Consider the following 14,876-nt stretch of genomic DNA (forward strand, 5'->3'; position numbering starts at 1 on the left):
AAAAGCAGACTAGCAAAGTCACGCACCTAGGGCTAGTGACTTTGCTGGATAACTGGGACTATGGCGTAAAAATACGCGTTAGTCCTCCAGTAATGCCTTGACGGGTTTAAAACTTTTCCGATATTGGTCAAAAACACCATGCAGGGCAATGGCCTCAAAATGCGCCTTAGTGGGGTAACCCTTATGCTTGGCAAAACCGTATTGGGGATAAGCGGCATCGAGCGCGTCCATCTCACGATCACGGGTCACTTTGGCGATAATCGACGCCGCACTGATGCTGGCAATTAAACCATCCCCTTTAATAATGCTATGGCTGGCAATAGGCAGGCCATTGTGGCTAAACGCGGGGCTACGATTACCATCCACTAAAACGAGCTTAGGCGCGATGTTAAGCCCAGCTACGGCGCGCTGCATGGCGAGCATAGTGGCGTGCAGAATATTAAGCTCGTCGATTTCAGCCGGGGTTGCGCGGCCAACGTGGTAACACAGGGCTTTTTCACAAATCTCATCGAACAAGGCTTCGCGGCGCTTCTCACTGAGCTTTTTCGAATCATTGAGTCCACTGATGGGCCTATTGGGATCTAACACCACAGCCGCAGTCACGACATCGCCGACTAAGGGGCCACGGCCCACTTCATCGACACCAGCAATGAGTTCCTGCGCAAAGGCCCTCATATCGGACTCGGTTAACAGTTTAAAGACAGTCATTAATTTGTCTCCTTCGAGTCTACGAGCGCAAGTACGGCTTCGGCGGCCTTTTGGCTGGCATCACAACGAAGCATCCTATGGAGCCGCTCAAACTCCGCTTTAAGCGGCGCAAAATCGCGGCTGAGTTCAACCGTCACCGCTGCGGCAATCTTCTCTGGGGTGCAATCGTCTTGAATAAGCTCAGGCACGAGATCTTTTCCAGCAAGCAAATTCGGCAAAGAAAAACGCTCGACCTGCATCATGCCCTTGGCAATGCGGTAGGTTAATGGACTCACACGGTACGCCACCACCATAGGACGCTTGACCAACATGGCCTCTAAGGTCGCGGTACCAGATGCGAGTAAAATGCCGTCGGCCGCCGCCATCACTTCACGGGACTGGCCTTCGACCATGTGAATTTCAAGATCCGGCGCAAAATCTTTTAGCGCTTGTTCAAACTGCTCACGGCGCTTTTGGTTTACCAATGGTGTGACAAAACGGATATCGGGGAAGTTTTCTTTAATCAGCAACGCCGCTTTGACAAAGGGTTCGGCTAATTGTTTTAACTCACCGCCACGGGAGCCGGGAAGAATCGCCAAATATTCGGCATCGGCATCTAACCCGAGCAATACACGGGCCGCGGCCTTGTCGCTTTGCAAGGGAATATCATCGGCCAAGGTATGGCCTACAAAGGTGCAAGGCACTTGATGCCGATCGTAGAAGGCTTTCTCAAAGGGCAACAGTGATAGCACCATATTGGTCGCCTTGGCGATTTTAAAAATACGTTTGGGGCGCCACGCCCACACGGAAGGACTCACATAATGGACCGTCTTAATGCCGCGCGCCTTCAGCTTAAGCTCTAAGCCGATATTAAAATCCGGTGCATCTATACCGATAAAGCAATCGGGTTTAAGTTCAGTAATGGATTTAATCAGCGCGGAGCGTACGTGGAGTAAACGCGGCAAACGAGATAGGACCTCAACAATGCCCATCACTGCGAGTTCTTCCATCGCAAACAGGGATTTGAAACCGAGGGCCTCCATTCGAGGGCCACCGATACCGACAAAGTGTGCATCGGGATGCTGCTTTTGCAGCGCCGCCATTAAACCTGCACCTAAAATATCGCCCGAGAGTTCTCCGGCAACCATGGCAAACACTAATGGAGTTTTATTGCTCATAAACCAATCACATCCCATGAATTAATGACAGTGGATGAGGTAAAAAACATCATTCCAAACCCATAAAACAAAAGGGCATAAAAATGCCCTTTTGTTTTTTATGCATTTATCGAGTTAGCGAATAATGCCACGGCTCGACGATTTGACAAATTCAAGGAGCAAGCTCACTTGTTCATCGTTTTGTGCATCCTCAGCCAAGGCTTCCATCGCTTCTTCTACCGTTAAACTACTGCGGTATAAGGTTTTATAGGCACGGCGAACCGACAACTGGCTTTCCTTAGAAAAACCACGACGCTTCATACCTTCGCTATTTAAACCGCGCGGAATAGCCGGCTGACCCGATGCCATCACAAAAGGCGGCACATCTTGCAAGATCAAAGAGTATCCTGCGGTAAAGGCATGGGCACCGATATGCACGAACTGATGAACCCCTGTCATGCCACCTAAAATCGCCCAGTCACCCACATGTACATGGCCGGCAATTGATGCATTGTTCGCCAAAATAACGTTATTGCCGACCACACAGTCATGGGCGATATGCACATAGTTCATAAACAGGTTATTGGAGCCAATACGGGTCTCACTGTTATCTTGAACTGTACCGCGGTGAATAGTCACATGCTCACGGATAACATTGTTATCACCTATGATAAGGCGTGTCGGTTCACCAGCGTATTTTTTGTCTTGGCATTCTTCACCCACGGAGGCAAATTGGAAAATACGGTTGCCTTTACCAATAACCGTTGGGCCTTTAACCACTACGTGGGAGCTTAACCAACAATCATCACCAATTTCGACACCCGCGCCCACATAACTCCATGGACCTATGGTGACGTTGTTACCAATTTTTGCATCGGGATGCACAAACGCTAATGTATCTATCACTGATTAATCTCTCTGCGGGCACACATGATTTCAGCGGAACAAACCACTTCACCATCCACTTTGGCCTCACCATAGAAAACGCCAATCCCGCGGCGCTCTTTAATCATTTTGACATCAAAATGGATTTGATCGCCAGGCACAACCACACGTCTAAAACGCGCATTATCGATACCCGCGAAGTAATACAGCACGCCCGGTGGCGGCACGTCATCACTCATGGTTTTAAAGGCAAGTAAACCCGTCGCCTGTGCCATCGCTTCTAAAATGAGCACACCTGGCATCACTGGCTGCACGGGAAAGTGTCCCTGAAAAAAGGGCTCATTAATAGTGACGTTTTTAATCGCCTGTAGACTCTCACCCGGGGTGTAGTCCAGCACGCGATCGATTAATAGGAATGGATATCTATGGGGCAGATACTTAAGGATCTCCGTAATATCCATAGTGTTCATTTGATTAGACACGAACCTTGTTCCTCAAATTGCCTTGGGGCAATTAATCTGGTGTTTTTAAATTCTTTTCCAACGTCTTCACGCGCTGAAACAGCTCGTCCAATTGACGGAAACGCACTGTGTTTTTACGCCAAAGTTTATTGTCCATTGCCACAGTGGCTGACGAGTATAAACCGGGCTCGCGCACCGTACTGGTAATATTAGTACTACCGGAAATATGCACACCATCTGTGATGGACAAATGGCCCGCAATAGCGCTATTGCCACCAATAATACAGTATTTGCCGATAGTGACACTGCCGGCAATGGTGGTACTGCCAGCAATGGCAGTATTCTCACCGATGATATCATTATGGGCAATTTGCACTTGGTTATCGATAATCACACCATCGTGGATCTCGGTATGGCCTAATGCTCCGCGATCTACCGTTGAATTGGCACCAATCTCAACCCGATCGCCAATACGCACACCGCCCGTTTGTGGAATTTTAATCCACTGACCACGTTCATTGGCATAACCAAAACCATCTGAGCCTAATACTGCGCCCGAATGGATAATACAATCTTGGCCAAGTTGCACGTCATGGTACACAGTCACATTCGCCCAAAGACGGGTGTTTGAACCTATGATCGCATCTTGCCCAATCACAGTCCCTGCGCCAATCTGCACATTTTCACCGAGGATAACATTCGCACCAATCACGGCGTTGGCACCGATAGACACACCTTCTCCTAACTGGGCAGAAGGGTCAATTTGTGCGGAAGGATGAATCCCCATAGCCGCCCTAGGCGTGGTATCTAAAAACTGAGCTACGCGGGCAAAACCCACATAGGGATCTTTTACGATTAATGCAGTACCTTGATAGTCCTGCGCATCTTTAGCCGACAATAACACCGCACTCGCTTGAGTTGCCTCAAGCTGAGTACGGTATTTGCTGTTGGCTAAAAAAGAGATTTGACCCGCTTTAGCATGTTCTAGGGTCGCGACATTAGTTATCACTAACGTATCGTCACCTTGGATCACACCGTCCAATAACAGGCTTAACTCTTTTAAAGTCACACTTTTCATCTATTACTTGCCTTTGCTTAAGGCTTCAACCACTTTGCCACTGATGTCAGCATTTGGCTTAACATAAATGACGGCACCACGTTGTAAGACTAAATCGTATTTTTCTTTTTCAGCGATAGTGTTAATGGCTTTTTGCACTTTAACTAACAGTTTGTTTTGCTCTTCACCTTGACGACGACGTAAGTCTTCATCCAGTGCTTTACCCTTTAACTGATATTCAGATTTTAGCGACTCCATTTTACGAACCAGCTCAGTTTTTTGCGCGTCATTCATCAATGCGCCGTCACGCTGCTGCTTCTCCATCAGAGAACGCATTTCTTCCTGCATTTTCTGAACATCTGCCATGCGATCACCAAACTCCGTTTTCAGAGATTGAGAGATCTGTTCACGTTGTGGTAACTGTTCAAACACAGCACCCATATCCACTACGGCAATATTCTCAGCTTGTGCTGCTAACGGCGCACCTAATAAGACTAACGTCATCAGGGCACGATTTACCATCTTGTTCAAAATAGACTCCTTGTTACCTTTGTTATATTCAGCAAAACCTGCCGAGTGTATGCCTTTTAAAAAGTTTTGCCAATATTGAACGAGAAGATCTCTGTTTCATCGCCTTCGTATTCTTTTATTGGCCACGCCAGACTAAATACCATAGGTCCCATTGGCGATAGCCACTGTAAACTTAAGCCCCAGGAAGCCCTAATACGGGATGGGTCACTATAATCCTGTAACTTAGCAAACTCGTCTGCTGGCAGGGTTTGGTAGGCGTTGTAATCAAACTCAGTGTCCCAGACGTTACCCGCATCAACAAAGAAACTCGTACGCACTGAGTTAGTGTAAGCCTCATCCAAGAATGGGGTTGGAACGATCAACTCCATACTGGCCGTTGCAATGGCGTTACCACCGATAGAGCGGCCTGAACTGACTTGAATGCTATTTGGATCGCCCGGTAGGCTACAGCCATCACCGGATGGATCCGGCGCACAAGGTTCGCTACCGCGATAAAGGTAGAATGAACGTGGCCCCACAGAGTTAGACTTAAAGCCCCGTAAGGAGCTACTACCGCCGGAGTAATAGTTTTCCCAGAAAGGTAGGATCTGATCGTTATCATTAAATTGACCATAACCGTTACCATAACCTAAACGACCACGAGCCAGCAGCACAAAGCTATGACTACGATTAATAGGCTGATAGAAGTTAGTGTCAAAGTCCGTCTTAAAGTACTGTAAGTCCGAACCTGGCACCGTCATCTTACCGCTTAAACGTTGTGATGAACCGTCCGTTGGGAAGGTGCCACGGTTCAAGGTACTACGGTACCAACCAAGGTTTAGCTCGAAGTTATCGAAGCTCAAGTCTGCATTTGGATCATCATCACGGTAGATGTTGTAGAAACGCAGTGCCTGTTCATAGGCGGAAATTTCAGAAATCGTGTTATGGCGGTAACCAATACCACCGTTGATACGGTTGTATTCGTTGATCGGGAAACCCGAGTTGAGTGCCACACCGTAGGAACTGTTCTTATAGCGTTCAAGGTTGGCCTCGTTCGCATCAAACTCGTTCCAATAAACACTCCCCCCTAAACTCACACCATCCTTGGTCCAGTAGGGATCGGTATAAGATAAGTTAACGTTTTTAGAGTATTTGTTGGTGCTCAAGCTAATACCCGCTTGGTTACCTGTGCCTAAGAAGTTATTTTGCTGTACCCCAAACTGTAAACTTAACCCAGATTCAGTACCATAACCGACACCGGCGTTGAATGAGCCCGATGGCTGCTCTTTCACTTTAACCGCGACATCGACTAAATCATCGGTGCCAGGTACTTGGATAGTCTCAGTATCGACAGTTTCAAAGAAACCTAGGCGGTTAAGACGGGCTTTCGATTGCTCTATTTGCGCCGAGTTTAACCAAGCCCCTTCCATTTGACGCAGCTCACGGCGCATTACTTCATCTTTGGTGACGGTATTACCGCTGAAGTTCACCGACCGCACATAAACCCGTTTACCCGGTTTAACGTTAATATTTAAGGTCACTTCCTTAGTCTTATCATCGATTTCAGGGTAGGTTTTGACTTCTGGGTAGGCATAACCGAAGCGGCCTAAATATTTGCTGTACATTTCTTCGGTGAAGGTCACATCACCGCCGTTGTACATATCGCCCGCTTTGATAGGCAGAATTGATTGCATCAACTCTTCGCGGCCCATCAGATCGCCAGTCAGGTTTACTTCTTTAACTTTATATTTCTCACCTTCGTTGACGTTGATGGTGATATATAAACCTTTACGGTCAGGGGTCATCGCCACTTGTGTCGAAGTGACTTCAAAGCGGATATAACCTTTATTGTGATAATAGGTTTTGATGGTCTCGAGATCGGCCTGTAGCTTTTGCTTCTGGTAGCGACGCTCACCGAACAGATCCCACCAAGCCACATAATCTTTGAGTTCCAGCATGCCGATAAGCTCAGCATCGGTGAACTCTTTATTACCCACCACGTTGATCTGGCGGATTTCAGCCGCTAAACCTTCGGTAAATTTAAATTTCAGCTCAACCCGGTTACGGGGCAAGTTAATCACTTGAGCTTCGACTTTAGCACCGTATTTACCCACGCCGTAATAGAAGTCCTGCAGGCCTTTTTCAATGCCTGTCAGCATAGTACGGTCTAAAGATTCGCCGACTTTAACGCCTGAGCCGTCCAGACTTTCCTGTAACTGCTCATCTTTAATGTCTTTGTTGCCTTCAAAGGTCACGGCACTGATGGTGGGACGCTCAGTGACTTTCACCACTAACACACCACCATCACGACTCACAGAGACATTCTCAAAGTTAGTCGAGGCATACAGACTTTTGATGGCTTGTTGAATTCTTAGCTGGTCAACAGTGTCACCTACTTTTACTGGTAAGCTTAACAAGGCAGCACCCAGTGCGACTCGCTGCAAACCTTCAACTTGGATGTCGGTCACTTCAAAGGGTTGGAAAGTATCCGCCAACACAGTCCCTGAAAACGACGCACCGACGAATAACATCGAGGCAAAAAGTTTATTCAATCTCATAGAGCACTTCTAATTATTAGTCTGTCCTTGCTCAGAGTCGGGCAAAATCATTGAAAAGCGCAATGCTCATCAACATCAGCAATAGTGCTGCCCCAAATCTGAATCCTATTTCCTGCACCTTTTCAGATACAGGTTTACCAGTTATTACTTCAATAAAGTAATACAGCAGGTGTCCCCCATCGAGCACGGGTAAAGGCAACAAATTGATGATGCCTAAATTCACACTGATGAGCGCGAGGAACCCGAGAAAGTAGACCAAGCCATAGTTTGCACTACTGCCCGCACCCTGTGCGATTGAAATGGGTCCACTCAGGTTTTTCACCGACACGTCGCCGGTAAATAATTTGCCAATCATCTTAAAGCTCACAACAACAAGTTGCCATGTTTTATCGGCTGCGATGCCCAAAGAATCAATTGGTCCATATTCTAGTTGTAAACGCATATTCTCGGGCCACTGTGCTTGGGCGGGGCTCACACCCAATACCCCTATTTCCTGCCCTTCACTATTTTTAGCACTCGACGGGGTCACAGAGACAGTAAACTGCTCTCCATTACGACGCACAGTAAGCTCCACAGGCACATTGGCAGAATGTTGAATAATGTCAACAAAAGCCTGCCAATCGGTATAATTTTCACCATTGATGGCAACTAACATGTCACCGACTTTAAGTTCACTGTTTTCGGCGGCACTACCTTGGCTGATTAATGCAATCTTAGGCTCAATTTCTGGTCGATAAATACCTAAACCTAAGGTTGTGATGGGCGACTCTTTTTCAGGATCGAAACGCCAATTGCGAGTATCTAAAGTATAAGTCCGCAAACTTGAGTCTAAGCCCTGTAAACCGTTTAATGGCATCAGCGATACACTCAGGCTTTCATCACCTATGTGGCCCACTAAGGCTAAATTCACTTCTTCCCAATTACGCACGGCTTGGCCCGATATCGCGGTCACTTGCATCGGCTCAGTGACCTGGATTTGCGCGGCGGCAGTGCCAGGTGTTGTCGATGTGATCACAGGTTTCAGTGATGGCACACCAATCAAATACATAAAATACAAGGCAACAATAGCAAAAATAAAATTCGCAATCGGGCCAGCAGCCACAATGGCGATGCGCTGCCATACGGTCTTACGATTGAATGCTTGATCTTTTAATTCATCTGGCACATCTTCTACTCGCTCATCGAGCATTTTGACATAACCACCGAGTGGGATCATGGCTAACACGTATTCAGTGCCATCTTTACCGACACGGCGCCAAATCGCCTTACCAAAACCTATGGAGAAACGTTCGACCTTGACACCACAACGGCGCGCGATATAGAAATGGCCGTATTCGTGGGCAGTGATTAACAGGCCCAGTGCAACGATAAAAGAACCTAAGTTCCATAAAAAATCTAACATTCCACTCCTTACGTTATCGGTTTAATCACTCAACTATTGCTAAGCGATGCTTGCTAAGGTCTCACGCGCATACACGCGGGTTTGCGCATCTAGAGCCAAAATATCTTCTATGCTGCCCATAGGGCGTTTAGGTACGGTTACTAAACAGGCTTCATTCACTTTGGCAATTTGCGTAAAGCCAATTTGCCCCTGCAAAAATGCTTCGACTGCAATCTCATTGGCTGCATTTAATACGGTTGTCGCCTCTTGGCCTTGGGCACAGGCTTCCATTGCCAAAGCCAAGCAGGGGAAACGTTCAAAATCAGGTTCATAAAAGCTTAACTGTCCGACTTTGAAAAAATCTAAAGGTTCAACGCCAGAATGAATTCTTTGCGGATAAGCCATGCAATGGGCAATCGGTGTGCGCATATCTGGGTTACCCATTTGGGCAATAACCGAACCATCACGGTACTGCACCATAGAGTGGATCACGCTTTGCGGGTGGATAACCACCTTGAGTTGCTCAGCCTGAGTGTTAAACAACCAGCGCGCCTCAATAAACTCTAAGCCCTTGTTCATCATGGTCGCCGAATCAACCGAGATCTTCGGCCCCATCGACCAATTAGGGTGTTTACAGGCTTGGGCAGGTGTCATGGCGGCAAGTGTCGTAAGATCAGACCGCAGGAAAGGTCCACCAGAACCGGTTAGCAGAATATGGGAAATCCCCGACGCCGCTAAGTCGCAGCGGCCAAGATTTGCCTGCACTTCTTGGGGTAAACATTGGAAGATGGCATTGTGTTCGCTATCCACAGGCAATAATGTGGCACCAGAAGCTTTAGTCGCCTCGATAAACAACTCACCCGACATGACTAAGGCTTCTTTGTTGGCCAGTAATACCCGCTTACCCGCCTTCACAGCGGCGAGGGTCGGCACTAGCCCTGCGGCGCCGACAATCGCCGCCATCACAGTATCTACCTTCGATGAGGTGACTAAATCCAGCAGTTCATCCTCACCACTGGTGACTTGGATATTGAGCGCGGGAGGCAATAATACTTTTAGGGCCAAGGCCGCGCTTTTATCAACCATATGGGCGACTTGGGGTTGATGCACCACACAGAGGGCGAGCATCTTATCAACACTCCCATTCGCCACTAGAGCATACACATGGTAGGCGGCAGGATTGGCTGAAATGACACTTAAGGTGCTGGCACCAATTGAACCTGTCGCCCCCAAAATCACCATATTTTGCATAGCGTTACATCCAAAATGCAATGTAGATCAGGGTAAACACCGGCAAGGCTGCTGTCAGGCTGTCGATGCGATCGAGCACGCCGCCGTGCCCAGGGAGAATCGTTCCCGAGTCTTTGATACAGGCGGCGCGTTTAAACATACTCTCGGACAAGTCACCAAGGGCCGAAATCAGCGCCACAAAGATAGTGACCGCCACGACTAATCCCAGTTCTTGTTCGGGGGAAACATACATAATCCCCGCCACGACGATCATGGTCGTCGCTAATCCACCGACCAAGCCCTCAAGGGTCTTAGCTGGGCTGACTGCGGGCATCAGTTTGTGCTTACCTATCGCCTTGCCAACAAAGTAAGCGCCTGAGTCCGCCGCCCATACAATCAGCATCACCAATAGTACTAAAGATGCGCCATAGTAAGGCGAAATCTGTGAACTCATAGACTTAAGGGCAATGAGGGCCACAAAACAAGGCACTAAGGTGAGTTGTCCAAACATGGACTTTAGCATAGGATTTTTTTGCCAGATTTTGGCGCTTTTAGGATAAGTCACCACCAGCAAAAGCGAAATAGCCCACCAAAGAGTGCCAATCGAGATCACGGCTAAATAGATAGGATGCAACTGTCCCCTAAGCCAAACGGCATCGATGGGGACAATTAAATTGATTGCGATTAATAAAATACCGACGGTGCAGGTGAAACTCCATTGAGTAACATCGCACTGACTATCGATAATCCGCCCCCACTCCTTAGCGGCGATAAGAAAGACGGCGACTAAAGCCCAAGCAAAATATTCGACAGGGAGTAAAAAGATTGCCCCCAAAACTAATGGAATTAACCAAATTGCTGTTATTATACGTTGTTTTAGCAAAAAAAATCCCTCATGACGTTTTACAATGCGCGCATCTCATCAATCTGACTTCCCGTCAGACCAAAACGGCGCTGGCGACTGGCAAAAATAGCAATCGCTTCATGAAAAGCCTGTTCATCAAAATCAGGCCAAAGGGTGTCAATAAACACCAATTCTGCATAGGCCGCCTGCCACAACACAAAATTGCTGATGCGACAGTCCCCACCCGTGCGGATCATTAAATCAACTTCACTCTGACTTTGCATGCACAAATGTTCACTTAAGGCTTCTTCGGTGAACTGACTGCTGGTCATTTCGCCAGTTTCGACCTTTTGTGCTAACTTTTGCGCCGCTTGCAGTATGTCCCAGCGGCCACCGTAATTGGCGGCAACATTTAAGATAAGCCCAGTATTAGCTGCGGTTTTTTCTTGGGCGGCACTGATTTGCTTTTGTAAACGAGCAGAAAAACGGCTGATATCACCAATGATATTGAGCTTAACCTGATTTTTATGCAGCAGCTTTATTTCACGCTGCAGCACAGTAAAAAACAATTCCATCAGCAAACTGACTTCTTTATCGGGTCTACGCCAATTCTCGCTGGAAAACGCAAATAACGTCAGCGATTGGATCCCTAATTGACTCGCCGTGCTCACCGCACGTCTCACCGCTTTAACCCCAGCCTTATGTCCCATGACGCGTGGTTTGCCCTGGGTTTGGGCCCAGCGGCCATTACCGTCCATAATGATGGCAACATGCTTAGGTAATGACTGTTTCACGAGTTCGGGTAATTGTCCAGGCAGTGTCGTTTGAGCATAGTGTTCACACTCGTCCGACCTAGATTGCGGATCAAATTCCACTGTGGATGACATCTATTACAACCCTTTAAAATAGACAAACGCCGTGTAGTATACCCCTACACGGCGCATCAACTCTAGCTTATAGCGCCTGAGATTAGACTTCCATCAACTCAATTTCTTTAGCCGCTAAAATATCATCGACCTTCTTAATATGCGCATCGGTGAACTTTTGTACTTCATCTTCAGTGCGGCGAACATCATCTTCGGTGCATTCTTTGGCTTTCTCAAGCTTTTTCACTTCCGAAATCGCGTCACGACGCACGTTACGGATAGCGACTCGCCCTGCTTCCGCTTCGTTACGCACCACTTTGATAAAGTCTTTACGACGCTCTTCCGTCAACGCAGGTAATGGAATACGTAAGGTTGCGCCGGCAGACATTGGATTTAAACCTAAGTCTGAACTCATGATCGCCTTTTCAACCGCCTGAATAGCGCTACGGTCGAACACAGTCACAGACAGAGTACGGGAGTCTTCAACACCCACGTTGGCCACTTGGTTCAGTGGTGTCATTGTACCGTAGTAAGACACTTGGATTGAGTCCAGCAGACTTGGGTGTGCACGACCGGTACGCACCTTAGCCATTTGGTTTTTGGTCGCTTCTACGCACTTACCCATACGCTCTTGGGCATCTTTTTTAATATCTGTAATCACGTTAAATGTCCTTCTTGGTCATTAAATAACTTTTTTTGCTCGGATCAATGTGCCTTCTTCTTCACCCATAATTACGCGACGTAGTGCGCCGGGTTTGTTCATATTGAACACTAGGATAGGCATGTCATGGTCACGCGCCATAGTAAAGGCAGCTAAGTCCATTACTTTTAATTCTTTTTCAAGTATTTCACCGTAAGTTAACTCATCGAACTTAACGGCTTCAGGGTTTTTCATTGGGTCATCGGAGTAGACGCCGTCAACTTTGGTGCCTTTTAGCACGACTTCGGCTTCAATTTCAATGCCACGTAAACAAGCCGCAGAATCGGTCGTACAGAAGGGATTCCCCGTACCCGCAGCAAAAATCACCACACGGCCCGATTTTAATAGGCTTATCGCTTCAGCCCAATTGTAGTCATCGCACACCCCTTTTAATGGGATTGCTGACATTAGACGAGCATTAACATAGGCACGGTGCAGGGCGTCACGCATAGCCAAGCCGTTCATCACCGTTGCCAGCATACCCATGTGATCGCCCACCACACGGTTCATGCCCGCTTTTGCTAAGCCTTCACCGCGAAACAGATTACCACCACCAATGACCACACCCACCTGAATGCCTAACTCTACCAGCTCTTTTACTTCCTGAGCCATGCGATCTAATACTTTAGGGTCGATGCCGAAGCCTTCTTCGCCCATCAGTGCTTCGCCACTTAATTTTAGAAGAATGCGTCTAAATGTAGGTTTTGGATTGGTGCTCATAATTTTTATCCTGGTCATAACAAGACCGCAGCCATTGCTGCGGTCTTGGGGGTATTTAGCGTTGGCGATTAAGCCTTTTTAGAAGCAGCGATTTGAGCAGCAACTTCAGCTGCGAAATCTTCTTCTTTCTTCTCAATACCTTCACCCACTTCTAAACGAATGAAGTTAGTGACTTTAGCGCCTTTCTCTTTCAAGAATTCGCCAACAGTTTTCTTTGGTTCCATGATGTAAGCTTGACCAGTCAGAGAAATCTCACCGGTGAACTTCTTCATACGACCCACTACCATTTTTTCAGCGATGTCAGCAGGTTTGCCTTCATTCATTGAAATTTCGATTTGCAGAGCTTGTTCACGAGCCACTACGTCAGCTGGAACGTCTTCTGGGTTAACGTATTCAGGCTTAGAAGCGGCAACGTGCATTGCAAGGTGCTTCAGAGTTTCGTCATCAGCGTCACCGGTCACAACTACACCGATACGCTCACCGTGACGGTAAGAAGCTAATTTAGCACCGTCGATGTACTCAACGCGACGAACGTTGATGTTTTCACCGATTTTAGTAACTAAGGCAACACGCGCTTCTTCAAACTGTGCTTTTAAGTCTTCTAAAGCAACTTTAGACGCTGCAGCAACGTCTAAAACAGCGTTAGCAAAACCTAAGAAGTTAGCATCTTTAGCAACGAAGTCAGTTTGACAGTTGACTTCTAACAGCACAGCGAAACCTTCGCCGTTTTTGATTAGGATAGTACCGTCAGCAGCGATGTTACCTGCTTTCTTAGCAGCCTTAGCAGCACCAGACTTACGCATGTTGTCAATCGCTAACTCCATGTCGCCGTTGGTTTCTTCTAACGCTTTTTTACAATCCATCATGCCTGCGCCAGTACGCTCACGCAGTTCTTTAACTTGGGCAGCAGAAATTGCCATTGTTAAATCCTCTCTAAAAATTCGACTAATTTGCAGATATAAAACAGGGGCCGAATGGCCCCTGTTAACCAATCAAAAATCTTGGTTAATAAGGGTGATGATAATCATCCCGCCTTATTATTATTCGGCTTCTACGAAACCGTCTTGCTCAGCTTGAACAGCCAGATCTTGACCACGGCCAGCTTTAGCAGCAGCAGCTACAGAGGTAGTGTACAGGCGAATAGCACGCATCGCGTCGTCGTTACCAGGAACGATGTAGTTAACACCATCTGGCGCAGAGTTAGTATCAACAACTGCAACAACAGGGATACCCAGGTTGTTAGCTTCTTTAATAGCAATATGCTCGTGGTCAGCACCGATGACGAATAATACGTCTGGCAGGCCGCCCATGTTCTTAATACCGCCTAAAGATTTTTCCAGCTTTTCAAGCTCACGAGTACGCATCAGCGCTTCTTTCTTGGTCAGCTTGTCGAAAGTACCATCTACTGATTGGCTTTCCAGTTCTTTCAGACGTTTGATTGACTGACGAACGGTTTTCCAGTTAGTCAGCATACCGCCTAACCAGCGGTGATCAACGTAGTACTGGTCACAAGACAGAGCCGCTTCTTTGATCGCTTCGCCAGCAGCACGTTTAGTACCAACGAATAATACTTTACCTTTCTTTGAAGCAACGTTGCTGATGAAAGCCAGTGCTTCATTGAACATTGGCACAGTATGCTCAAGGTTGATGATGTGAACACCGTTGCGAGCACCGAAAATGAATGGCTTCATTTTTGGGTTCCAGTAACGGGTTTGGTGACCAAAGTGGACACCGGCCTGAAGCATATCGCGCATTGAAACTGTAGTCATTTCTATTACCTTAAAATTTAGGGGGTTAGACCTCCACGTATCCCATGTCTT

At 47.3% G+C, this 14,876-nt stretch carries 15 protein-coding genes; all 15 read right to left on the reverse strand.

Translation table 11 applies throughout. The annotated features are described in order from the left end of the window. Positions 1–78 precede the first annotated feature (78 nt). Positions 79–708, reverse strand: a complete 630-nt coding sequence (rnhB, locus tag COW15_RS09650; RefSeq protein ID WP_293632328.1) for a ribonuclease HII — start codon at positions 706–708, stop codon at positions 79–81. After that, a complete protein-coding gene (lpxB, locus tag COW15_RS09655; RefSeq protein ID WP_293632330.1) occupies positions 708–1,865 on the reverse strand; it encodes a lipid-A-disaccharide synthase in 1,158 nt (385 codons plus the stop codon). Before lpxB ends, rnhB begins: the two co-directional genes overlap by 1 nt. A 114-nt stretch (positions 1,866–1,979) precedes the next feature. Then, on the reverse strand, positions 1,980–2,750 hold the full coding sequence (lpxA, locus tag COW15_RS09660) for an acyl-ACP--UDP-N-acetylglucosamine O-acyltransferase (protein WP_293632332.1): 771 nt from the start codon (positions 2,748–2,750) through the stop codon (positions 1,980–1,982). Beyond that, positions 2,747–3,211, reverse strand: a complete 465-nt coding sequence (gene fabZ, locus COW15_RS09665) for a 3-hydroxyacyl-ACP dehydratase FabZ (RefSeq protein ID WP_293632334.1) — start codon at positions 3,209–3,211, stop codon at positions 2,747–2,749. The genes lpxA and fabZ overlap by 4 nt, the downstream gene beginning before the upstream one ends. A 31-nt stretch (positions 3,212–3,242) precedes the next feature. Further along, positions 3,243–4,268, reverse strand: a complete 1,026-nt coding sequence (lpxD, locus tag COW15_RS09670; RefSeq protein ID WP_293632336.1) for a UDP-3-O-(3-hydroxymyristoyl)glucosamine N-acyltransferase — start codon at positions 4,266–4,268, stop codon at positions 3,243–3,245. Positions 4,269–4,271: 3 nt separating this feature from the next. Beyond that, on the reverse strand, positions 4,272–4,769 hold the full coding sequence (locus COW15_RS09675; protein ID WP_037458306.1) for an OmpH family outer membrane protein: 498 nt from the start codon (positions 4,767–4,769) through the stop codon (positions 4,272–4,274). 65 nt (positions 4,770–4,834) lie between these two features. Beyond that, positions 4,835–7,315, reverse strand: a complete 2,481-nt coding sequence (gene bamA, locus COW15_RS09680) for an outer membrane protein assembly factor BamA (RefSeq protein ID WP_293632338.1) — start codon at positions 7,313–7,315, stop codon at positions 4,835–4,837. 31 nt (positions 7,316–7,346) lie between these two features. Then, positions 7,347–8,717, reverse strand: coding sequence for a sigma E protease regulator RseP (gene rseP / locus COW15_RS09685; RefSeq protein WP_293632340.1), 1,371 nt, complete (start codon positions 8,715–8,717; stop codon positions 7,347–7,349). A 39-nt stretch (positions 8,718–8,756) separates the two neighbouring features. Beyond that, positions 8,757–9,947 (reverse strand): 1-deoxy-D-xylulose-5-phosphate reductoisomerase, encoded by a 1,191-nt coding sequence (gene ispC / locus COW15_RS09690; protein ID WP_293632342.1) that lies wholly within the window; start codon positions 9,945–9,947, stop codon positions 8,757–8,759. 4 nt (positions 9,948–9,951) lie between these two features. Beyond that, entirely contained in the window at positions 9,952–10,809 is an 858-nt protein-coding gene (locus COW15_RS09695) for a phosphatidate cytidylyltransferase (protein WP_293632344.1), read from the reverse strand. Positions 10,810–10,829: 20 nt separating this feature from the next. Beyond that, complete coding sequence (locus COW15_RS09700; protein WP_293632346.1) at positions 10,830–11,657, reverse strand: isoprenyl transferase; 828 nt, start codon at positions 11,655–11,657, stop codon at positions 10,830–10,832. An 82-nt stretch (positions 11,658–11,739) separates the two neighbouring features. After that, positions 11,740–12,297 carry a ribosome recycling factor gene (gene frr / locus COW15_RS09705; RefSeq protein ID WP_198782863.1) on the reverse strand — a complete coding sequence of 186 codons (558 nt, stop codon included), beginning with the start codon at positions 12,295–12,297 and terminating at the stop codon, positions 11,740–11,742. A gap of 21 nt (positions 12,298–12,318) precedes the next feature. Next, positions 12,319–13,056 (reverse strand): UMP kinase, encoded by a 738-nt coding sequence (gene pyrH, locus COW15_RS09710; RefSeq protein ID WP_293632351.1) that lies wholly within the window; start codon positions 13,054–13,056, stop codon positions 12,319–12,321. A gap of 68 nt (positions 13,057–13,124) precedes the next feature. Beyond that, positions 13,125–13,976, reverse strand: coding sequence for a translation elongation factor Ts (gene tsf, locus COW15_RS09715; RefSeq protein WP_293632353.1), 852 nt, complete (start codon positions 13,974–13,976; stop codon positions 13,125–13,127). Positions 13,977–14,096: 120 nt separating this feature from the next. Continuing rightward, positions 14,097–14,825 (reverse strand): 30S ribosomal protein S2, encoded by a 729-nt coding sequence (gene rpsB / locus COW15_RS09720; protein WP_037458301.1) that lies wholly within the window; start codon positions 14,823–14,825, stop codon positions 14,097–14,099. Between the last annotated feature and the right edge of the window lie 51 nt (positions 14,826–14,876).

Source organism: Shewanella sp. CG12_big_fil_rev_8_21_14_0_65_47_15, from assembly GCF_002783505.1.
Taxonomy (GTDB): Bacteria; Pseudomonadota; Gammaproteobacteria; order Enterobacterales; family Shewanellaceae; genus Shewanella.

Excerpts from the sequence above, each read along its gene's own strand:
- lpxB (WP_293632330.1), bottom strand. The coding sequence starts at position 1,865 with ATGAGCAATAAAACTCCATTAGTGTTTGCCATGGTTGCCGGAGAACTC.
- COW15_RS09700 (WP_293632346.1), bottom strand. The coding sequence starts at position 11,657 with ATGTCATCCACAGTGGAATTTGATCCGCAATCTAGGTCGGACGAGTGT.
- lpxD (WP_293632336.1), bottom strand. The coding sequence starts at position 4,268 with ATGAAAAGTGTGACTTTAAAAGAGTTAAGCCTGTTATTGGACGGTGTG.
- ispC (WP_293632342.1), bottom strand. The coding sequence starts at position 9,947 with ATGCAAAATATGGTGATTTTGGGGGCGACAGGTTCAATTGGTGCCAGC.
- tsf (WP_293632353.1), bottom strand. The coding sequence starts at position 13,976 with ATGGCAATTTCTGCTGCCCAAGTTAAAGAACTGCGTGAGCGTACTGGC.
- COW15_RS09675 (WP_037458306.1), bottom strand. The coding sequence starts at position 4,769 with ATGGTAAATCGTGCCCTGATGACGTTAGTCTTATTAGGTGCGCCGTTA.
- rnhB (WP_293632328.1), bottom strand. The coding sequence starts at position 708 with ATGACTGTCTTTAAACTGTTAACCGAGTCCGATATGAGGGCCTTTGCG.
- bamA (WP_293632338.1), bottom strand. The coding sequence starts at position 7,315 with ATGAGATTGAATAAACTTTTTGCCTCGATGTTATTCGTCGGTGCGTCG.
- pyrH (WP_293632351.1), bottom strand. The coding sequence starts at position 13,056 with ATGAGCACCAATCCAAAACCTACATTTAGACGCATTCTTCTAAAATTA.
- rpsB (WP_037458301.1), bottom strand. The coding sequence starts at position 14,825 with ATGACTACAGTTTCAATGCGCGATATGCTTCAGGCCGGTGTCCACTTT.
- rseP (WP_293632340.1), bottom strand. The coding sequence starts at position 8,717 with ATGTTAGATTTTTTATGGAACTTAGGTTCTTTTATCGTTGCACTGGGC.